This is a genomic window from Neorhizobium sp. DAR64860/K0K1 (assembly GCF_050500205.1).
GTDB lineage: Bacteria > Pseudomonadota > Alphaproteobacteria > Rhizobiales > Rhizobiaceae > Neorhizobium > Neorhizobium soli.
Genome location: NZ_CP191459.1, coordinates 2,826,835 through 2,845,676, shown reverse-complemented (window position 1 = coordinate 2,845,676; position 18,842 = coordinate 2,826,835). Strand labels below are relative to the sequence as shown.

The 18,842-nt window shown below is 57.5% G+C and carries 17 protein-coding genes and 1 tRNA gene; 8 read left to right on the top strand and 10 right to left on the bottom strand.

What is annotated here, in order from left to right:
* Positions 1 to 4 precede the first annotated feature (4 nt).
* Entirely contained in the window at positions 5 to 859 is an 855-nt protein-coding gene (locus ACQY1J_RS18340) for an ABC transporter permease (protein ID WP_371816133.1), read from the top strand.
* A gap of 2 nt (positions 860 to 861) precedes the next feature.
* Positions 862 to 2,667, top strand: a complete 1,806-nt coding sequence (locus ACQY1J_RS18335) for an ABC transporter ATP-binding protein (protein ID WP_430250517.1) — start codon at positions 862 to 864, stop codon at positions 2,665 to 2,667.
* Between the two features lie 22 nt (positions 2,668 to 2,689).
* Here the strand turns inward: ACQY1J_RS18335 and ACQY1J_RS18330 are convergent, their stop codons facing one another.
* The gene (locus tag ACQY1J_RS18330; protein ID WP_430250516.1) at positions 2,690 to 3,778 is read right to left on the bottom strand and encodes a hypothetical protein; all 1,089 of its coding nucleotides are present in this window, start codon (positions 3,776 to 3,778) and stop codon (positions 2,690 to 2,692) included.
* Positions 3,779 to 3,975: 197 nt separating this feature from the next.
* On the opposite strand from ACQY1J_RS18330, the gene ACQY1J_RS18325 reads away from it, so the two are divergent.
* Positions 3,976 to 4,410, top strand: coding sequence for a BA14K family protein (locus ACQY1J_RS18325; RefSeq protein ID WP_062453869.1), 435 nt, complete (start codon positions 3,976 to 3,978; stop codon positions 4,408 to 4,410).
* 369 nt (positions 4,411 to 4,779) lie between these two features.
* Positions 4,780 to 5,400, top strand: coding sequence for a transglutaminase-like cysteine peptidase (locus tag ACQY1J_RS18320; RefSeq protein WP_430250515.1), 621 nt, complete (start codon positions 4,780 to 4,782; stop codon positions 5,398 to 5,400).
* 147 nt (positions 5,401 to 5,547) lie between these two features.
* Here the strand turns inward: ACQY1J_RS18320 and ACQY1J_RS18315 are convergent, their stop codons facing one another.
* From ACQY1J_RS18315 to ACQY1J_RS18295, 5 genes are read right to left on the bottom strand one after another with little or no spacing between them, the layout of a single operon-like run.
* A complete protein-coding gene (locus ACQY1J_RS18315) occupies positions 5,548 to 7,005 on the bottom strand; it encodes an oligosaccharide flippase family protein (RefSeq protein WP_430250514.1) in 1,458 nt (485 codons plus the stop codon).
* 43 nt (positions 7,006 to 7,048) lie between these two features.
* On the bottom strand, positions 7,049 to 7,972 hold the full coding sequence (locus ACQY1J_RS18310) for a glycosyltransferase (protein ID WP_430250513.1): 924 nt from the start codon (positions 7,970 to 7,972) through the stop codon (positions 7,049 to 7,051).
* 8 nt (positions 7,973 to 7,980) lie between these two features.
* The gene (locus ACQY1J_RS18305) at positions 7,981 to 8,760 is read right to left on the bottom strand and encodes a WecB/TagA/CpsF family glycosyltransferase (RefSeq protein ID WP_430250512.1); all 780 of its coding nucleotides are present in this window, start codon (positions 8,758 to 8,760) and stop codon (positions 7,981 to 7,983) included.
* 5 nt (positions 8,761 to 8,765) lie between these two features.
* The gene (locus tag ACQY1J_RS18300; RefSeq protein ID WP_430250511.1) at positions 8,766 to 9,869 is read right to left on the bottom strand and encodes a glycosyltransferase family 4 protein; all 1,104 of its coding nucleotides are present in this window, start codon (positions 9,867 to 9,869) and stop codon (positions 8,766 to 8,768) included.
* Positions 9,862 to 10,929 carry a glycosyltransferase gene (locus tag ACQY1J_RS18295; protein WP_430250510.1) on the bottom strand — a complete coding sequence of 356 codons (1,068 nt, stop codon included), beginning with the start codon at positions 10,927 to 10,929 and terminating at the stop codon, positions 9,862 to 9,864. Before ACQY1J_RS18295 ends, ACQY1J_RS18300 begins: the two co-directional genes overlap by 8 nt.
* Before the next feature lie 303 nt (positions 10,930 to 11,232).
* Here ACQY1J_RS18295 and ACQY1J_RS18290 point away from each other — a divergent pair, with 303 nt between their 5' ends.
* Positions 11,233 to 12,231 carry a glycoside hydrolase family 5 protein gene (locus ACQY1J_RS18290; RefSeq protein WP_430250509.1) on the top strand — a complete coding sequence of 333 codons (999 nt, stop codon included), beginning with the start codon at positions 11,233 to 11,235 and terminating at the stop codon, positions 12,229 to 12,231.
* Positions 12,232 to 12,314: 83 nt separating this feature from the next.
* On the opposite strand, the gene ACQY1J_RS18285 is transcribed toward ACQY1J_RS18290, so the two are convergent.
* The 4 genes from ACQY1J_RS18285 to ACQY1J_RS18270 all read right to left on the bottom strand — a co-directional run bounded on the left by ACQY1J_RS18285 (position 12,315) and on the right by ACQY1J_RS18270 (position 15,976).
* Positions 12,315 to 14,054, bottom strand: a complete 1,740-nt coding sequence (locus tag ACQY1J_RS18285; protein WP_430250508.1) for a tetratricopeptide repeat protein — start codon at positions 14,052 to 14,054, stop codon at positions 12,315 to 12,317.
* A gap of 17 nt (positions 14,055 to 14,071) precedes the next feature.
* Complete coding sequence (locus ACQY1J_RS18280; RefSeq protein WP_430241030.1) at positions 14,072 to 14,428, bottom strand: hypothetical protein; 357 nt, start codon at positions 14,426 to 14,428, stop codon at positions 14,072 to 14,074.
* Positions 14,429 to 14,906: 478 nt separating this feature from the next.
* The gene (locus ACQY1J_RS18275) at positions 14,907 to 15,704 is read right to left on the bottom strand and encodes a S1/P1 nuclease (protein WP_430241029.1); all 798 of its coding nucleotides are present in this window, start codon (positions 15,702 to 15,704) and stop codon (positions 14,907 to 14,909) included.
* Positions 15,705 to 15,901: 197 nt separating this feature from the next.
* A tRNA-Thr gene (locus ACQY1J_RS18270) sits at positions 15,902 to 15,976 on the bottom strand.
* A 156-nt stretch (positions 15,977 to 16,132) separates the two neighbouring features.
* Between ACQY1J_RS18270 and ACQY1J_RS18265 the strand changes: the two genes are divergently transcribed.
* The 3 genes from ACQY1J_RS18265 to ACQY1J_RS18255 all read left to right on the top strand — a co-directional run bounded on the left by ACQY1J_RS18265 (position 16,133) and on the right by ACQY1J_RS18255 (position 18,775).
* Positions 16,133 to 16,357, top strand: a complete 225-nt coding sequence (locus tag ACQY1J_RS18265) for a hypothetical protein (protein ID WP_430250507.1) — start codon at positions 16,133 to 16,135, stop codon at positions 16,355 to 16,357.
* A 129-nt stretch (positions 16,358 to 16,486) separates the two neighbouring features.
* Positions 16,487 to 17,779 carry a UDP-N-acetylglucosamine 1-carboxyvinyltransferase gene (gene murA / locus ACQY1J_RS18260; protein WP_430250506.1) on the top strand — a complete coding sequence of 431 codons (1,293 nt, stop codon included), beginning with the start codon at positions 16,487 to 16,489 and terminating at the stop codon, positions 17,777 to 17,779.
* A 153-nt stretch (positions 17,780 to 17,932) separates the two neighbouring features.
* Complete coding sequence (locus tag ACQY1J_RS18255; protein WP_430250505.1) at positions 17,933 to 18,775, top strand: oxidoreductase; 843 nt, start codon at positions 17,933 to 17,935, stop codon at positions 18,773 to 18,775.
* Positions 18,776 to 18,842: the final 67 nt, after the last annotated feature.

Sequence of the window (18,842 nt, the reverse complement as noted above, 5' to 3'; positions counted from 1 at the left end):
CACCATGGCCTCCGTCTCCATGCCCTTCGCGTCAAGCCTTCGCCGCCTGTTCGGAAACCGCGCGATGCTGGCAGGCGCCATCATTCTCGTGGTCGTCGTTGCAGCTGCACTGCTTGCGCCCTGGGTCGCCCCTTACGCGCCAAACAAGCTGTCGATCGTCAACAAGCTGAAGCCGCCGTCGATGGCGAATTTCTTCGGCACGGACGAATTCGGCCGCGACATCTTTTCGCGCGCCATCTTCGCAGGCCGCATCTCGCTGATGGTCAGCCTCGGCGTGGTCGCCATTTCCACGGTTCTCGGGGTCATTCTGGGTGTCGCTGCCGGCTTCTTCCGCAAGCTCGACGCGCCGATTTCGCGCCTCCTCGATGCGATGATGTCGTTTCCCGATATCCTGCTCGCGATCGCGCTCGTCGCGGCACTCGGTCCGTCGCTCACGACCGTCATCCTGGCGCTCGGCATCACCTACGCGCCGCGTCTTGCCCGCATCATCCGCGGCTCGACGCTGGTGTTGCGCGAACTGCCCTATATCGAGGCAGCTGTGGCCATGGGTCTGCCCACATGGCAGATCCTGCTCCGCCATGTTCTCCTCAATCTGGCATCGCCCATCCTCGTGCAGGCAACCTTCGTTTTCGCTTCGGCCATGCTGGCGGAAGCAAGCCTCTCCTTCCTCGGCGTCGGTGTTTCCACTGACATGCCGACCTGGGGCACGATGCTGGCTTCCGGGCGCGAATACATGAACAACGCTCCGTGGCTGATGGTGTTTCCGGGCCTCGCCATCGTGTTTTCGGTTCTCTCCCTGCAATTGTTGGGGGATGGCCTGCGCGATCTCGTCGATCCACGGCTGGCGAAAGAAAGCTAATCATGACCGACACAGTGAAAACGACCCGGCCGGTTCTGTCAGTCGAAAACCTGACGACCTCCTTCAAGACGCCGGAAGGCTGGAAGGCCGTCATCCGCAACATCAGCCTGTCCGTCGATGCCGGCGAGACGGTGGCGATCGTTGGCGAAAGCGGGTCTGGCAAAAGCGTCACGGCGCTCTCCACCATGCGGCTCCTGCCGCCCGGACGCTCACGCACAGAGGGCAGAATCCTTCTCGACGGCAAGGACCTGCTTGCCGCAAGCGAATCCGATATGCGCAAGGTCCGCGGCGGGTCGATCGGCATGATCTTCCAGGAGCCGATGACCTCGCTCAACCCGGTTTTCACCATCGGCAACCAGATTGCCGAAGCGCTGGTTCTGCATCGCGGCCTGTCGTGGGGCCAAGCCGAAGCTGAAACCGTGCGGCTGATGGAGCGGGTGCGCATCCCCGCCGCCAAAGCGCGGCTGCACGAATATCCGCACAAATTCTCCGGCGGCATGCGCCAGCGAGTGATGATCGCCATGGCACTTGCCTGCCGCCCGAAACTGCTGATAGCCGACGAACCGACGACGGCACTCGATGTGACCATCCAGGCCGAGATCCTTCACCTGCTGCGCGAGTTGCAGCGTGAGGAAAACATGGGCGTGCTGTTCATCACCCACGACATGGGCGTGGTGGCCGAGATCGCCGACCGCACCGTGGTGATGTTCCGCGGCGACATGATCGAGACCGGTCCGACCACCGAGATCTTCGCAAGCCCGAAGGCGATCTACACGAAGTCGCTGCTCGCCTCGATCCCGCGTCTCGGCGCGATGGGCGCTTGTCTTGCGCCGAAGCGCTTCCCCGAAGTCGATCCTTCGACGGGCGTGGCGACCGACGGCCGCGAAATGAAACCGGTTTCCCAAACCGTCGAACCGATCCTCAAGGTCGAAAACCTCGCCGTCCGCTTCGACCTGCCCAATGGCCGCGTCCACGCGGTGGAAGATGTATCCTTCGATCTGCGCCCCGGTGAAACACTGTCACTGGTCGGCGAATCCGGTTGCGGCAAGTCGACGACCGGACGTGCGATCATCCGTCTGCTCAATCCGTCCGCCGGCTCGATCGTCATCGACGGCCAGGATGTGACCAAGGCCGGCACGCGCGATCTGCGAACCATGCGTCGCAATTCGCAGATGATCTTTCAGGATCCGTTTGCCTCGCTCAATCCGCGCATCACCGTCGGGTCGGCCATTGCCGAGCCCATCCTTGCGCATAAGATGATGGGCAAGCGCGAGGCCAAGGCACGTGTTTCAGAACTTCTGGAACAGGTGGGGCTCTCGGCCGCGATGGCCGATCGCCATCCGCATGAATTTTCCGGCGGTCAGCGCCAGCGCATTTCGATTGCGCGCGCGCTCGCGCTGGAGCCGAAATTTATCGTCGCCGACGAAGCGGTCTCGGCACTCGACGTCACGGTCAAGGCGCAGGTCTCAAACCTGCTGCTCGAGCTTCAGGAAAAACACGGTCTGGCCTACCTGTTCATCTCCCACGACATGGCCGTCGTGGAGCGCATGAGCCATCGGGTCGCTGTCATGTTCCTTGGAGAAATCGTGGAGATCGGGCCGCGGTCGGCGATTTTCGACAATCCGCAGCATGCCTATACCCGCCGGCTGATTTCCGCCGTGCCGGTTCCCGACCCGTCACGCCGCGGTGAGACGCCGCCACCATTGTCCGAAGAGATAAAAAGCCCCGTTAGGCCGCTCGATTACGTGGCGCCGAAGCGCACCTATCTCGAGGTCTCGCCGGGTCATTTCGTCCAGCAGGCAGCGTAGCGCAAAAGCCTGCCGACTACGATCAGGCGATGATGTCGAAGTCGGCTGCGGTGATGTTGAGGCCCTTGTCGACGATGGCAAACAGCATCTGCCCGTATTTGCCGGTTCCATCGGCGTCGTAGTAGAGACGACCGGTCGCCTTGTCATAGATGATCCGGTCGGATGCGTCGCTGGCCGCGGTGCCGCTATGGAATGCATCCGATGCGAGATCCCCAACCGTGCCGGCCTTTGTGAATATATCCGTGTCGAGCCAGATCGTGTCATCCGCGACGGAGAAATCCGTGATCGTATCCACATTGCCCTTCTTGTTCAGTCGCGTGTCGAACACGAAACTGTCCGCGCCTTCGCCGCCTGTCAGGCGATCGTTCGAAAGGCCGCCGGAAAGGACGTTCGCGCCCTGGTCGCCCGTCAGCACGTCGCGGTATTGCGACCCGATGAGGTTCTCGATCGAGGTATAGGTGTCGCCCTTGGCATTGTTCGTATTGCCCTGCGGCGCGGCGAGGCTGGCAACCACTGCGGTTGTGGCATTGGCGTAGGAGACGGTATCGGTTCCGGCGCCACCGTCCATCTTGTCGGCGCCGGCGCTGCTCATCAGCTTGTCGTCGCCCTTGCCGCCGGACATGATGTCTTCGTAACGCGATCCGTTCAGCACGTCGTTGCCGTCACCCCCAAGCTTGGGTTCATTGAAGGTCACGGTGACTGTGATGTACGACGTCGGACCCGCCTTGATGCCGGTAAAGTCGATCGCGATCTTGTTGTAGTCGAACGAAACGTCCCGGCTGTCGAGGCCGGCAATATTGCTCTTGATCGAGACGCCGACGATCGGAGACAGGTTGTTGTTGATATCGGTAAACACCGGCCCGTTGAAGTGCACAGCGCTGGCGGTATCGCTTGGGGTCGGCTTGTAGCCAGAGGTCCACAAGGCATACTGGGTAAACTCGAAGCGGATCGAGTTGTCCTGCAGTTTCAGCTGGAACAGCGACTTTGTATTGACGGTAAGCGCGGCAACCGCGGTGGTGTCAACCACGCTGACGACGTCCTTGTCCAGGGACGGCGTAAGCCTGTTTGGGAACTGATACTCGTAGCCGAAGGGGTTGCCGTAAAAGCCCATGGGATGCTCCGCACGCTCTGAACAATCAGAAATAGCGGAGAATGCTTATTTAAGATTTAAGCGATGTATTGGCCGCTGTTTCCGTTGTCGCGCTCGCTCAAGGTTGGAAACACCTGTAACGCCGGCCTCACTCTCGCGTGATGAGGGAACTCCCTGTTGCGTCAATGTGTTGTCTCTCCATAACACGGAGAACTAATATGCATATTGTTACGAAGTTTCTGACCGCGTCGTCGCTTGCGGTGGCACTGGGCCTCACCTCGCTTGTCCCGGCGACTGCGGCACCCCTGCCGATGGTGAAGTCGCCTCAGGTATCCGATGTCGAACATGTCCAGTATCGTCGTGACATGCGCGAACGCCGGGAAATGCGTGATCGTCGCGGGTGGCACCAGGGCCACCGTGGATACCGTGATCGCCGTCCGGGCTATCGCCGCCATTCCGATGGTTTCTGGTATCCCCTCGCAGCATTCGGCGCTGGCGCAATCATCGGCGGTGCCGTGACAAGTCGCCCGGCCCGCGCAGGTACCCGTGCTCACGTCCAGTGGTGTGCCGACCGCTACCGTAGCTACCGTGCATCGGATAACAGCTACGTGCCACGTGCCGGCGTTCGCGCACAGTGCAACTCGCCTTACTGAGGGCGTCTAGCCTTTTGAGGTGATGAGGGGCAGCGCATTGAGCTGCTGCCCCCATTTTGATCTCGGTTCCCTGTTGAATATCTGGATCGAGCTACCATATCTTGGCTACAACATTGTTTTCGTCGGCGACCACGGATGTACTGGCGCAGTGGCTGAGAGCAATGCATGGAGGTCGGTGCGTGTATTCGCTCCGGCCTTTTTTATTGCCCTGATGGGAGCAGTTCCTTGAACCATCAGCAAATCGATATTTGCAGTAGTTCTTAAACAGAAAAATTTAATCTGCACGACGATTAAAATCTTACACGTTCTCAAAACGTGATATACAACGAATGCAGGTAAATTTCTCTCCATTCCACATGGAGACGTGCCATGAAACTGCATTCGATAGTCATGACTCTGGCGTTTTTCGCAGTTCCATCGGTAACGATGGCGGCTGGCCCTGTCGGCATTCTGCGGGATGTGAGAGGCTCAATGCAGCGCATCCAGGAAAGTGGTTTTGCGCTTGCACCTTACGCTTTTGCGAAATTCTGCCGTAGCAATCAGGAACAGTGCGCCGATACCGGCGGCGACGGGATCGTCGAACTGACCGAGGATCGCAAGGCGCAACTGCTTTCGGTGAATTCAGGCATCAACCGCACCGTCCGTCCCGTCAATGATGCCGACGGCTCCGACGATTGGAGCATTGATGTGGCGTTAGGCGATTGCGAAGATTACGCGCTCACGAAGCGCAAACACCTCATCTCCTTAGGCTGGCCTTCCGGATCGCTGAGAATGGCTGTGGCAAGAACGCGGTCCGGAGAGGGACATGCGGTGCTGGTTGCAAAGACATCCGCCGGCGACCTGGTGCTGGACAACCGGTTCTCCGAAATCAAGCCGTGGAAGAAGACCGACCTGACCTGGATCATGATGCAGTCGCAGAACAGCCCGAGGATCTGGGTCAAGATCGGGGCATCCGACGACCGCCCGACCTTTGTTGCCAACCAATGGTAAACTAGGGTCGCACTCGTCAGCCACCGGCGCGCTGTCCTGATCGATCAGGTCGGACGCCCCGATTGTTACGATGATACCGTATCAGACCACCAACCTTCCCCAGGACCTCGAGACGGAGGCCAGCCTGCGAGACAGCCGGGCTTTAGATCAGGCAGCAGTCGGCGCACGAACGCGCCGCGCCTTCCAGATCTCAAGAACTGGCCGGATACGATCGTGAAATACGAACGCGCATATCAATGCGTATGCCAGAGAGGCCGTAACGCTAAATGATACAGCGACTGATAAGTGTTTGAGATCGAGCTGCCATAGCCATAGAAACCCGGTCAGGGTTGATACGATCGCAATCGCGACAAGCGCCGGAAATGTTGTTTTGATCCCATCAAACGCGTTGATCTCACTGAATCGTTTCTGCACGGCCAGGAGAATAAACAACGCTGTCAGAGAGAATCTCAGGCTGAACATCGCTGCTGCCCAAAAAATCCCGAAATATGCTCCGACTGCAATCATCGCGACATCAGCAAGTGCCTGGTAAACATTGTTCAGGAATGCCAAGCTTGGGTGTCCTGTTGCAACCAGGAAGGTTTGCACTGGCACGACAACCGCAATGAACGGTAGCGCCACCAGCATCAGTGTTATCGTTTCGGGCAGTTGTGGCCACCTGTCTCCAAAAAACATAAATGCGACATAGGGCGCTGAAAACGCGGAAGCGACAAAAGGTATCGCGGCAACAAGGCCTGTTACCGCGCATGACCTCCACATCGTGCTTATCATCCGGTCACGATCCTCACCCATCCTCGAAAAGATTGGGAGCAGGATGTTGTTGATCGGATTGAGAAACAGGCTTGATGCGAGATCAAGCACCGTGCGTGATAGCCGAAAAACACCCGTCGATGTCGGTGTCGCGACCAAACCGACCACCACATCGGCAGAGCGCACGTTGATCTGCGTGACTGCCGACATTCCGATTACGGCGAACGAGAAATTCAGCGTCGACCGCATCGAGATCAGCGTCGGCATGGCCGTTGGCTTCCAGCGCGCCGCCACAACACTGACCATCGCCGCAACGATCGGCGTTATCACGACGACTGCAACGATGCTCCAGGCGCCGAACCCCGAAAACGCAAGCGCGCAGCAGACAATCCCGCCCACAAGCAACCCGGCCGACTTTCGGACCGCCAGTACCTTGTAGGCGAAATCTCGCGCGAGCAGTCCTTCCGGCACGACCGCGAGCGCTGAGACAAGGGGAGCGATCGACGTCACGGCAACCATGGCACTGAGGCCGGAGAAGGTTTCCAGGTGGCGGAGAAGGGCGCTCGCTATCAACAGTAGCGCCGAGCCGCAAAGGCCAAGCAGAAGGAAGAGACCGAAGACCGAATTGACGAAGTCATCGTCGAGCAATCGCCGCTGTATCACCACCTGGCTTCCGGACTGCAGGGTGGACGCGATGATCACGGCCGGCGCGGTTGAAAGCGCTGCGACACCAAACTCATGCGGCCCGAGCAAGGCTGCCGCAATCAGAAACACCACGGTCTGCGTCAGCCGCTCGACGAGCACCTGCGCAAGCGACCAGCTCGTACCCTTGATTGCCAGTTTCAAATAGGACATGTGAACCCGATCGGTGATATTTCGGTCGCGTCATGCGAATGGTCTAGGCTGTGGCCCGGTCGATCCGAGGTTCCACCTCAGGGAACGGGTGGATTTCACCGTCGATCAGGTCCTTTGCCAACTGGTTTGGAACGATCTTCGGAACGCCGCGCGGGATCGCCGGCCCGATCAGCAGGCAGGCAAGCCGCAGCAGGGCAAGCTTCGCCTCGCTCCACCTGTTGAGACATGGATAGAGCACCGTCTTTGCGACCTGCTTGAAGAGTTGCTTTGCATAGGCCTTGTGGAACCCTCTGGCGACCAGGGAGCTGCCGTTACCAAGCGAGTAGTAGAACGTGCGCTGGACATCGAATTCGGAGTTCAACGGCAAAGGCGGATGGTCGATTTCCAGGCCGGCCAACCGCTTGCCCTTCAGGCCGGCATCGACCAAACGTGCCCCGAGATCGAAGCCCTCTCCCGATCCATGAATGGCGCCGATACCCAGCGTGGCATCGAACTGGAATTTTAAAAACGTCTTGCGGCGAAGCGTCAGCCCCGGTTCCCACATGTTGCCGATGATGGTTTGCCTGTTGATTTGGACATCGCTTTCGATCCGGCTTGCAGCCAGCCGCTTGCCGTTCGAGACGATGTTGCAGGTGACGAAATCGACCGCGCCGACATCGAGAATGGTTTTCACCCTGCGGTAGAAATCGCTCGCGGCCGGAAATGTGTCGTCATCCAGAAACGAGATGAGATCGGCCGTCGCGTGACAGGCGCCGACATTTCGAGAATGCGACGAGCTGAACACGCGCGAGAATACGGTTTTAACACCGTCGATGCCGATCGTTTCGGTCTCGTCGAACCCCTGCATCACGATGATGATTTCAAGCGCGATCGCCCTCTGCTCCTGCAATCGCCGCACCACTTCGCGCGTGCGCGCCAGACGACTGCTTTTCGATACGACTGGAATGATCACGGACACATCGTACATCGGGCCACCTACGAGCTTATTCTGGATTGGTTCAGATCGGCGACAACGGCTGAGAAAAAACCCCAGGAGCTGATGAAGTACCGTTTGAACAAGCGACGGGGCTCGGTGGCTACTCGCCAGAACCATTCCATTCCAACCAACCGGAAAACCTTTGGCGCTCGAGTCTTGGTGCCGGCTGTGAATTCGAGAGCCGCGCCGAAGCAGAAGGCGTAAAGGTGCCCAAGTGCGGATCTGTTCTGGTTCACCCAAATCTCGGATTTGGGCGCGCCGATACCCATGAACAGATGCGTTGTGCGGTTGTCGCGGATCGCGCTCAGCAGGTCGCGCGTATGAGAGGGTTGTTTTTCAAAACCAAAAGGCGGTATCGCGTAGCCGAAGCCGGCCTCCGTGAAGCCACGTGCCGTCATCTGGATTGCCAGCCCGTCCGCCGTCGCCTGGCTCGAGCAGACAAAAAACGGCCGATGGTTCGTGTCTGTCAGGGCATCGAGCAGCTTCGGAAAGAGATCGGCGCCTGGTATCCGCTGCTTGACGGCCGCGCCGCACAGTTTCGCATAGAGAAAGACGGGCATGCCATCGATCGTGACTGACCACGCACTGTCGTAAGCACGTCTGAATTCAGGATTCTTGTACAGGTTGGAGACGTGATCCGTATTCGCAGTGACGACCAGTTTTACCCCGTCCGTTTCGGAAAGGGGAGAAACAGCCTGTTCTACTAGAGCGTCGTCGGAATATTCGTAAAAGGATAAACCGAATATTTTATCTCTGGACCCAAGTCGATCTTCGGTCATTGCATTTATCTCTTTAAGTGTGTGACGGCTAAAACTTGCTCTGCAATCGCTTTCCAGGAAAAATTCTGATCGACATGGGCGGTCTGCCACCGCAGGATTTCCGCCCGCTCCGCCTCGTCTGACAGTTTGGTCAGCAGTGCCTTGGCCTGCTCGATATTGCCTGCCCCGAAGGTCTGGCTGGCGCCGATCACCATCGGAATGCCGCCCACATGCGAACCGACAGCCGGCGTCCCGCAATAGATCGCCTCGATGCAGACACGGCCGAACTGTTCCCGCCAGTTCTTCGTCGAGAGGCTCGGCAGAATGAAGAGATCGAGCGCGCTGTAAAATGTCCGCAGATCATCCTTTTGAAGACTGGGAAGAACCGTTACCCCCGCCGCAACGAGTGTATCGACCAGATAATCATCTGCGACCGGCCCGCAGGCGAGGATCGTGACCGGGAGTTCCTGTGCAAGCTGCGCCAGGATCTCTATCCCTTTCGGCTGCCAGATCCGCCCGGCATAGCCGAGAACGAGACCGCCCTTCTTGAATGCATCGGAGATCTGCGGATACTTTTGCGCAAGCGCAGAACGTGCCGCCGACTTATCGACGATCGAAAACGACGACTTTGAAACGCCGTTACCGATGGGGGTTGAGATCTTGCTCCGGGGAGCCCCCCGTCTGTGAAGGACATCGGCGACCTCATGGTTCTTGGGAATGATCTTGGTCGCTGTTTTATAGACGAACCGTTCGAGGACATTCCATCCGGAGAGGTTTCCCTTGAGATTGATGGCCGAGCTTTCGATGTACATCGGCCGCCCGAGACGCAGGGTGGCGCTTAGGAACGCGACAAGCGAGTGCGGTTCCTCATGAACGTAGAGAATGTCCGCCCGTCGCGCTTCCCGGTAGAAAGCGATGGTGCTCGGAATGAATGTCAGCCAGTGCGACGACAAGACGGAATTAAACAGCTTCACTGGGAAGCGGAATTTCTCAGGGTCGAACGTTTTGCCTTGAAAGGTTTTTGGCCCCATGACCGTGAGATTGGCGACCTTCGAAAGCTCGACAAATCGGTCATGGTAGTGCGAGTTTCCGGCTTCATGCCAGAGCATGGTCAACTGGTGCTCAGGCATGGGACCGTGCTCCGGTGCGTCTATGGGCCTGGATTTTCGAAAGCAGGTTTGCCGCGATAAAATCCCAGGAATACCGGGCCCTGTAGGCAAGATACGCGCTCTCAGTCGCTCGCGGAGCCGTCATGATCTCAGTCGCGATCTCGTCAGCGGGGGTGCCCGGCGAGACCAGCCGTCCCCATGGCGGAGAAACAGTCCGGTGGATGGCGATGTCGGACGCGACAATGCTGCAGCCCAGCGACCCTGCCTCGACGAGCGGCATATTGAACCCCTCGTCATGCGACAAGGACAGGAACGACCGGCAGTTTGCGTAAAGCCACCGCAACTGGCTGTCGGATATGTCCTTCATCCATCGGATGTTGCTCGTTGGGTCGTTGCTCGCCCGGTCGAGATCGGTGGCGATATTTCCCCAACCGCTGCGCCCGACAACGACCGACAGGACATTGTGCGGTTGAAGCGCTGCCGCGACGTCGATGATCTTCTCGTAGTTCTTTCGGGGCTCCACCGTCCCCACGCTCAGGACGAAGTCTTTGCCTCGCAGTTCCGCGATCTCGGACAGTTCGCCGTCGAACGGCAGCGCGGGGGCGTTGCCGATCTCGCTGACATCATGGGAGGGAAAGATCGGACGAAGCTTTGCCGCCGAGTAGCCGGTTGGCGCAAAGATGGCGCGGTATCGGGATGAAACGGCGCGCTCCACATCCCGAAACAGAAGGCGCCCCTTGATCGGCATCTCCTGTCCCCTTGTCCAGGGGAAGTCGTCGTGAATGATGCGATAGAGGGGCAGTTTGGATGATATAGAGAGCGGACTTGCCGGCATGCTCGGAAAGACGGCCGCATCGTAACTGGAAGATGCCAGCCTGAACGGCAAAGTGAGCCAAGCCATCAAAGGATGCCGGCAGAGGACCAGGTTGTCGTCGCTCGAAAAAAACGATGTCGACATGACATAGGCCGTGCTGCCAGGGCAAATTTTCCGGAATGCCTCGAATAGATTGATCCCGTAACGTTCGACACCGGTAATCTCCGGCTTGCGCGTGGCAAGCGTCAGATCGAATATCACTCGCATTCCCACTCCTGCTGTCGCCGGACACCCGCGCATGCCGTCCATCACCGCTGCTGATCAGTGAAATGTCGAGTAGCACGACATCGAATCGTGGTTACAGCATGGATATGCTCTTGCTGATTCCTCAATAAACAAAACTAATCGCTAGGTTAATCTTATAATGGAATTCAATATGGGTGTTGTAGTGTGAATTCGCTGAGGTGTTGCACAAAAATCCGTAAGTTATTGATTTTTTAGTGAATCAATATTATAATAAAATCTTTATTACAGGCGTCTTACATGAATGAATGCTCAAGAAGATCTTTGTTGTTCGGCGCTGGCGCGTTTGCGGCGACGGTTGTGTCGTCAGGTCCTTCCGTAGGCGCCCGAACGGCAACGTGCCCGCTGATCGGGGTTAACCTGGCTGGTGCTGAGTTTGAGATGATTGGCGGCCGTTGGAAGTGGCCTCACCTGGAGAACCTGAATTATTACCTCTCGCTGGGCGTGAAAGTGTTTCGGATCCCCTTCAAGTGGAACCGCCTGCAGCCCGATATTGCAAAACCGCTTGAGCCGGCGGCACTTGAGGGCCTGGATCGTCTGGTCGGCCGGGCAGTCGGCGAGGGTGCGGTCGTCCTTCTGGATATGCATGACTACGGAAGGCGTGATAAGATCGTCATCGGAGACGGCACGTCCGCAGCAACGCTCGAAAGCTATGCGTCCTTCTGGGGCGAGCTGGCACAGCGTTACGGGAAAAACAGCCTTGTCTGGTACGGGCTGATGAACGAACCGCATGACCAAGATCCCATTCTCAACCTCAACACCCAGAACGCCGCATGCGCCGAAATCAGGCGGCGTGGCGGCACTGGGACTGTCTTATTTTCCGGCATCGCCTGGACGGGCGCCCATTCCTGGACGAAGACCTCGAACGGCACCGTGATGTTGCAAGCTTTCGATCCTGCAGACAATTACGGCTTCGACATGCACCAGTATCTCGACAAGGGATTTGGAGGCTCCAACCCGATCGCCACCGAAGGCATCGGAAAACGGATCCTGTCGAGCGCCGTGGACTGGGCGACCCAACATCGAAAACGCATCTTCATCGGCGAATTCGCCACCGGCCGAACCGAAGCCTCTCTACGGGAACTGCGCGACCTGCTCGATGTCATGATGGCCCGCCCCGACATCTTCCTCGGCGCCACCTACTGGGCCGGCGGCGGCGTCTGGGGCAACACCAACCAGCAAACCGTCGATCCCCCACGCCATAGACCGGGCGTCATGAGCGAGCAGTTGGAGCTGCTGCTGCCGTATGTTGGGTGTCGGGGCTAGTCGGGGAGGGGGAGAGCGATTGCGGCCTTGCGGGACGCGCTTTACAGCGTCAGTTTCCAGGTCGCAATTGGGCGGCTATCTTTTTAGTCGGCGGGATCCTTAACTACCTGATTTGCAATACTCTCCAATATCGACTGCTTCATATTTTGATATCGCAAACGACCCGGCCTCATCGCTAAAGCTTTTTCGATGACTACAAGCGCCTCACTAAATACTCCGCATTCAACGTAAAATTTAGAAAGGTAATAGTACACTGCAGGGTTAGATTGATCTTCTGCAGTTAGAGCGTCTGATATGGCGTTTGCCTCCTCTAATTCTCCATTCAATAGGAGCGCAAGTGCGACTTTGGCAGCTGCTTGCTTATTTTCGGCTGCAGACTGGACTGACAAACGGCCCCAGACAACGCGCTGGTGTGGGTCGTCTTCGATATCGCAAAGTGCTTCATAGACAGCAGAGCACTTGATCCGATCCAGATCGTTGATCATGAAACGGCGGGCAGTTTCAGGGCGGCCGGTAGCTATCATAGCCCTAGCCCAGCGAACTGCAAGTAGAGGGCTCGATGGGTCGGCTTCGTAGGCTAACCCAGCCAGTCGTTCCTGTTTGATGGGATCGGGATCTAGATGGCTGGCGTAAGCCTTGATGTACGGGTTGCGGGAGCTATGCAACGCGTCTTTGGCTACTTTGTTGGGGATGCTGATGTAGTCGAAACCTGCGGCCAGATCGCTCGATGTCATATTGTGCGACTTAAAATATCGCCTTGTATAAGAGCGCAGAATCTCTTCAGCTTTACTGAGATCACCTTTCGCCATGGCATCGGTCGCTCGGATGTGCGGGTAAGCTTGATTATCAGGATCGAGTATGCTCGCCTGAGCATATAGATCGTCGCGCTCACCTTCTCGGAGAACAGGAGTATAGACACTGGCGACAAACTGCAGTGATTTCGCCTTATCCAGATCCGAGTAATCGTTCGGGTTTTCTGCGATGTCTGTGAGGATGGAAGCTCGCCCCTCACACATCTGGTAGAAATCGGAAATATTGTAAAACGGCCGTCCATTGGCGAAGCTGGCGACAACGGAGAAGCCGCTTCGAGTGGAAATGACGCTATCGCATGCAATCATTGCAGCGATATCGAACATCGCATCTTCATCAGAAGTTTTTAGGGTCGATCCACTGAGTTCGGTCGAGATGATTGCAGTTGTGTCGCGCTTCAATATCGTTTTGATGCGTTCGTCGTCGCTGAAAATAATAGGCTTTTTGCCGACCTCGATTAGGCGCTTTACGACAGATTTAACCAGCGCCGTCGGCGCATATTTCTGGTTATAGAGTCGCGTCCTGTAGCTGCCATAAACAAGATCGCCCCGGCGGGCATGTATGGCTACTGCACCGTTCGGTACGCTAGACTTTGCAGCTTCGATGACTCTCGTAAGGCGCTTGGAGAACTCTATCTTTTCAAACGCTGCCGCCAAGTCTCTGCGCGGCACGCCAGGGGCTGAATCTATTTGCACTTGCTTCGACCAGTGGTCGATCAAGAAGCCATCTTTGCTTTCTTCTACCTTGGCGATAAGCTTCTTCGTAATTGGGGTATCGAGAACTTTTATGTAGCGACGCGGATCTAGGTCTGGATCAAAATGATCACGAATAAACCGGTCAGAAAATAGGAGCGAAGCGTGTTTGATCGCGTGGGAATCGGCATCTGAGTAAGTAGACGAAGGCCAGCTAAACTTGAAACCCAAGCCAAGGCGTTGAGCGACGTCAATCGCATTTACCATCGCACACAGGCGAGTTCCGAGCCCATCGGACCGGGTAACAACAGCATATTTCACTTGGCTTGCCTCTATTGCTAGCGAATGGAGTTATGGTAGGAAAGAGCCGCTATACAGATCGCCAGCGGGCCTGTCGCGCCTCGGCATGCGTCTCCACCCTCAATTTTCGCATAAAATAAACCCTCTGCGGTCCAGCTCAGTGCTACAGCAGAATTGGGGAGGATGACATCGAGAAGCTCTTTGGCTTCATCCAAAGACCGTGTGTACCAGGGAATTCGCGTTGGGGTTTTCGAGTGTGGATGAAGCCACAGCACTTTACGGGTTCCTTCTTCTTCAAAGGACTCGAAGCCAAGGGCAATCGCAATTGCCGTGTCGAATTTTCGGCTCGGCTCTTCTGCATCAGACAATTTTTGAATCAGTGGCTGCAACGACATCACAATTCCTCCGCACGTGGTAGTACAGTGGAATCAGCATATTGAGACAGTGCAAGTCGCAGCACTACGGATGCGCATAGTGCGAGAGCGGGAGATTCCGCTTGCATAAACCTGTCGTCAGCGAGACGGGCCGAAGCTGATTGCGGTTCCCAGCTTAGCCCCCCCGGATAAGCCGGAGAGGTTTGTTTGAAGAGATCAAACGCAGCGTCGATTGAAGCAGTAAATTTCGGTAGATTAAGGAAGTCGACCTGGGACGGTGAGGTCCAGAATTCCTCGCCAGGCTTAGTGCCAGTTCGCACTGTATAACCGGAGAAGATCGCTATATCGCGATCTAGTTCCTTACTAGGGCCGGATGCTCTCAACAGAGCCATGACCAGTGTTTTTGCATCCATGCGGCACCTCATTCATAGCACGCAAAATACATAACCGCGCGCAAATGTGAATGTTTTATGAGAGGGTCTATCGACAATCCGAACAGCTATCTGTTCTCAAGTGTCCTGTTGAGTAGGAATGCCAACCGAATCCCCGCTACTTTTAACTGAGCCGCGGCGACTGGCCAATTCACTTCGCAGTAGTTCCCGGGAAGAGTAATAGGGTCACCCTGCAGATCCGCCAATTCAGGAAATATGACGTCACGGGCGACATCGTGGCTTTCCATCGCCCACTGAACGGGGTCGTTACCTCTGGCCACCCTTGCATCGGTACCATTAAGACGCTTCGCGATCTCGGTAAACTTCATTTCGGGACAGCTCACAATGTCTTGGTCCCAAACTTCGTGAAGGCTACGTACCTTTCCATTGAATATCACTTTTCGTCCGCCAGTATCTTTATTGGCATGAAGCGGTTGGTGGAGGTCACCAATAAAATGGACAAGGTACTTCAAGGCGACCAGTCGGCTTTCGTCATCCGATTCGCGGTTCGATAGATCTGAAATGTTGTGGCTGATTGCTTCGAGGACGCAATTCTTATCTGCGCAATCGCGGGCAGGATCGTACGAGGTTGCATCAAGCGGAATTCTAACCGCGTGCGACGGCTGGCGGGGAAATGTTACGCCCCTCATTGAGTCCGCCCAAGATGATATTTCGCTGAGGTGTTTTTTCCCCTCGGCAGCAAGGAGCCGCTGAACCTCACGTTTAGCGGATGGATTCAAATTGTCCTCCGCTATCTGGGCCACAATCTGGTGGCCGCGAGTTGTCCAGGCGGATGCTTGGGATGCTGGCAGGAGTGCGGCACACATAACCGCGGCGGATGCAAGGGTAATGAATATCTTTTTCATCGGCGCAGGCTACATCATTCGCCCCGAGGGGCAAGCCTAAGCGTCGGCTTATATTCTAACCTCTGCAACCACGTTGATTTCTGTGCGCCTGAGCGCCGCAGAGGTAGCAGCCGACGCCGTCATTTGCTGCTTATCAACCCCGAAAAACGAAGGATAACGTGGGTTCATTTCTGCTGTAACGGAGGGGGAAAGAAAAATGGTGCTGCTAGAGAGATTTGAACTCTCGGCCTCTCCCTTACCAAGGGAGTGCTCTACCCCTGAGCTATAGCAGCATCTGCGGACGGGCTGGGTGAGCGTGTCGTCAGCGAGGGGGCTATTGCCATAGGTTCGGGGCAAGTGCAAGCAGCAAAATCGAACTTCTTGGAGGACCATCCGGGAAAACGCCCGGGGTCCTTTCGTGTGTCGGGCTTTTTCTTTAAGGAGAAGCCATGTCGAAAAAACCAGAAACCTTGGATAGCCAGGCGCCGGCCGCATCCTTGAGCGAAGCCGAGCGGCGTGAGCTGGATCGCAAGCAGCGGGCGGCTGCGAAATTGCGGGAAAACCTGATGCGGCGGAAAGGTCAGTCGCGTGGGCGGCGCGCCGGCGAGGCGGACGAGACGCAAGGTTTGCCGGCGTCTTCGCCCTCTGCCGCAAAAACGGACGAATCATCATAGTCTTTGCAGTGCATAAACGGGTTGTGGCACGGTTTGCTTTCATCCGCAGTTTTCATCACGGATTGAAGCGGGGCAAGGTTTGGTCTAGAGACGCAAACCCGGCCGCTTGAGAGAAAGAGTTACCACACCATGGATCGCATCAGAATTTCCGGCGGCAACGAGCTTCACGGCACGATCCCGATCTCGGGCGCCAAGAACGCCGCGCTGCCGCTGATGATTGCGTCGCTTCTGACCAGCGATACGCTGACGCTCGAAAACGTGCCGCATCTGGCCGATGTCGAACAGCTGTTGCGCATCCTCGGCAATCATGGCGTTGATGTCTCCGTCAACGGCCGCCGCGAAAGCCAGGCCGAGAGCTATTCGCGCACGATCAATTTCACCTGCCGCACCATCGTCGATACGACCGCTCCTTACGAGCTGGTCTCCAAGATGCGAGCCTCGTTCTGGGTGATCGGCCCGCTGCTGGCGCGTGAAGGCAAGGCCCGCGTGTCGCTGCCGGGCGGTTGCGCCATCGGCACGCGTCCGGTCGATCTGTTCCTTGACGGCCTGCAGGCGCTCGGCGCCATCCTTGAGGTCGATGCCGGCTATATCAACGCGTCTGCCCCCAAGGGCGGCCTTATCGGCGCGCATTACACCTTTCCCAAGGTTTCGGTCGGCGCCACGCATGTCATGCTGATGGCGGCAACCCTTGCCCGCGGCACCACCATCATCGACAACGCCGCCCGCGAACCTGAAGTCGTCGATCTCGCAAAATGCCTGACGGCCATGGGCGCCAAGATCAGCGGCGCCGGCACGCGCACCATCACCATCGAAGGCGTTGCCTCCCTGTCTGGCGCCCGTCACCGCGTCCTGCCGGACCGGATCGAGACCGGCACCTATGCGATGGCGGTTGCCATGACCGGCGGCGATGTGGTGCTCGAAGGCACGCAGGCCTCGCTGCTTGAAAATGCGCTCGATACGCTGCGCCTTGCCGGTGCCGAGATCACCGAAACCGAAAGCGGTCTGCGTGTCGTCAGGAACGGCAACCGGATCCAGCCGGTCGATATCGTCACCGAACCCTTCCCGGGCTTTCCGACGGACCTGCAGGCACAGTTCATGGCGCTGATGACCATGTCGTCTGGCGTTTCGCACGTCACCGAAACCATCTTCGAAAACCGCTTCATGCACGTGCAGGAACTCGCCCGTCTCGGTGCGCGCATTTCGCTTTCGGGGCAGATGGCGCGTATCGAAGGCGTTTCGCAGCTGAAGGGTGCGCCAGTGATGGCAACAGACCTTCGCGCATCGGTGTCGCTCGTCATTGCCGGCCTTGCGGCCGAAGGCGAAACGATCGTCAGCCGCGTCTACCATCTCGATCGTGGTTTCGAGCGTCTTGAAGAAAAGCTGACACGCTGCGGCGCCATCGTCGAACGCGTCAGTGACTGAGCAATAAGGCCTGAAGAGGCCGCATGTTTCGAGGGATGAGGGGCGGCCAGGGGGATACCTTGCCGTCCCTTTTTTCGTGCCTATGTCAGGTATTGTCATCCAACACGCCCCGCCTCATTTTCATGATCCGGCTTTTCCATCGGAGATATTTTTATGACAGATGCATCTTCCAACGTCTGGTTCATCACCGGCTGCTCCTCCGGCTTCGGCCTGGAACTCGCCAAGCTGACAATTGCAAAGGGCTTTCCGACCGTCGTCACGACCCGCGACAAGGCAAGGCTTGCCGATCTCGTTGCAGGCCACGACAATGCGCTCGCCGTTGATCTCGACGTGACCGACGAAGGCCAGATCGCCGCTGCTGTCAGCGCTGCCGAGGAAAAGTTCGGGCGCATCGACGTCCTCGTCAACAATGCCGGTTACGGCTACCAGGCCTCGATCGAGGAAGGCGAGGAAGACGAGATCCGCGGCATGTTCGATGCCAATGTCTTCGGCCTTTTCGCCATGACGCGGGCTGTGCTGCCCGGCATGCGCGCCCGCCGCAAGGGCCACATTCTCAACATCACCTCCCAGGCCGGCTTTATCGGCTTCCCGGGCTCCGGTTATTACGCGGCAAGCAAGCACGCCGTTGAAGGCTTTTCCGATGCGCTGTCCGCCGAAGTTGCAGCGCTTGGCATCAAGGTCACTTGCGTCGCACCGGGTCCGTTCCGGACGGATTGGGCTGGCCGGTCCCTGAAGCAGACGCCGGTGAAGATCGAGGCGTATCAGGATACCGCCGGCGCCCGCCTGTCACAGACCGCAGGCTATAGCGGCCAGCAGCCGGGCGATCCCGTGCGTGCCGGCGAAGCCATGATCAAGGTCGTTGAAGCGTCAAACCCGCCGCGCCATCTCGTGCTCGGCGAAATCGCTTATACCGGCATCACCGCCAAGCTATCGGAACGCCGCGACGAAATCGTTGCCTGGAAGGACACGACGCTCTCTGCCGACTTCCCGAAATAGTTGCTTCTTGCCATGCGCCATCCTATCTCCAGACCATCAAACAACGGGCCGCACATCGCGGCCCAGG

What these genes read in the sequence shown, in the direction of transcription:
- ACQY1J_RS18305 (WP_430250512.1), bottom strand. Translation starts at nt 8,760, where the DNA reads ATGACCGAAGATCGACTTGGGTCCAGAGATAAAATATTCGGTTTATCC.
- murA (WP_430250506.1), top strand. Translation starts at nt 16,487, where the DNA reads ATGGATCGCATCAGAATTTCCGGCGGCAACGAGCTTCACGGCACGATC.
- ACQY1J_RS18310 (WP_430250513.1), bottom strand. Translation starts at nt 7,972, where the DNA reads ATGTACGATGTGTCCGTGATCATTCCAGTCGTATCGAAAAGCAGTCGT.
- ACQY1J_RS18295 (WP_430250510.1), bottom strand. Translation starts at nt 10,929, where the DNA reads ATGCGAGTGATATTCGATCTGACGCTTGCCACGCGCAAGCCGGAGATT.
- ACQY1J_RS18330 (WP_430250516.1), bottom strand. Translation starts at nt 3,778, where the DNA reads ATGGGCTTTTACGGCAACCCCTTCGGCTACGAGTATCAGTTCCCAAAC.
- ACQY1J_RS18255 (WP_430250505.1), top strand. Translation starts at nt 17,933, where the DNA reads ATGACAGATGCATCTTCCAACGTCTGGTTCATCACCGGCTGCTCCTCC.
- ACQY1J_RS18300 (WP_430250511.1), bottom strand. Translation starts at nt 9,869, where the DNA reads ATGCCTGAGCACCAGTTGACCATGCTCTGGCATGAAGCCGGAAACTCG.
- ACQY1J_RS18265 (WP_430250507.1), top strand. Translation starts at nt 16,133, where the DNA reads ATGTCGAAAAAACCAGAAACCTTGGATAGCCAGGCGCCGGCCGCATCC.
- ACQY1J_RS18325 (WP_062453869.1), top strand. Translation starts at nt 3,976, where the DNA reads ATGCATATTGTTACGAAGTTTCTGACCGCGTCGTCGCTTGCGGTGGCA.
- ACQY1J_RS18275 (WP_430241029.1), bottom strand. Translation starts at nt 15,704, where the DNA reads ATGAAAAAGATATTCATTACCCTTGCATCCGCCGCGGTTATGTGTGCC.
- ACQY1J_RS18335 (WP_430250517.1), top strand. Translation starts at nt 862, where the DNA reads ATGACCGACACAGTGAAAACGACCCGGCCGGTTCTGTCAGTCGAAAAC.
- ACQY1J_RS18320 (WP_430250515.1), top strand. Translation starts at nt 4,780, where the DNA reads ATGAAACTGCATTCGATAGTCATGACTCTGGCGTTTTTCGCAGTTCCA.
- ACQY1J_RS18315 (WP_430250514.1), bottom strand. Translation starts at nt 7,005, where the DNA reads ATGTCCTATTTGAAACTGGCAATCAAGGGTACGAGCTGGTCGCTTGCG.
- ACQY1J_RS18340 (WP_371816133.1), top strand. Translation starts at nt 5, where the DNA reads ATGGCCTCCGTCTCCATGCCCTTCGCGTCAAGCCTTCGCCGCCTGTTC.
- ACQY1J_RS18280 (WP_430241030.1), bottom strand. Translation starts at nt 14,428, where the DNA reads ATGTCGTTGCAGCCACTGATTCAAAAATTGTCTGATGCAGAAGAGCCG.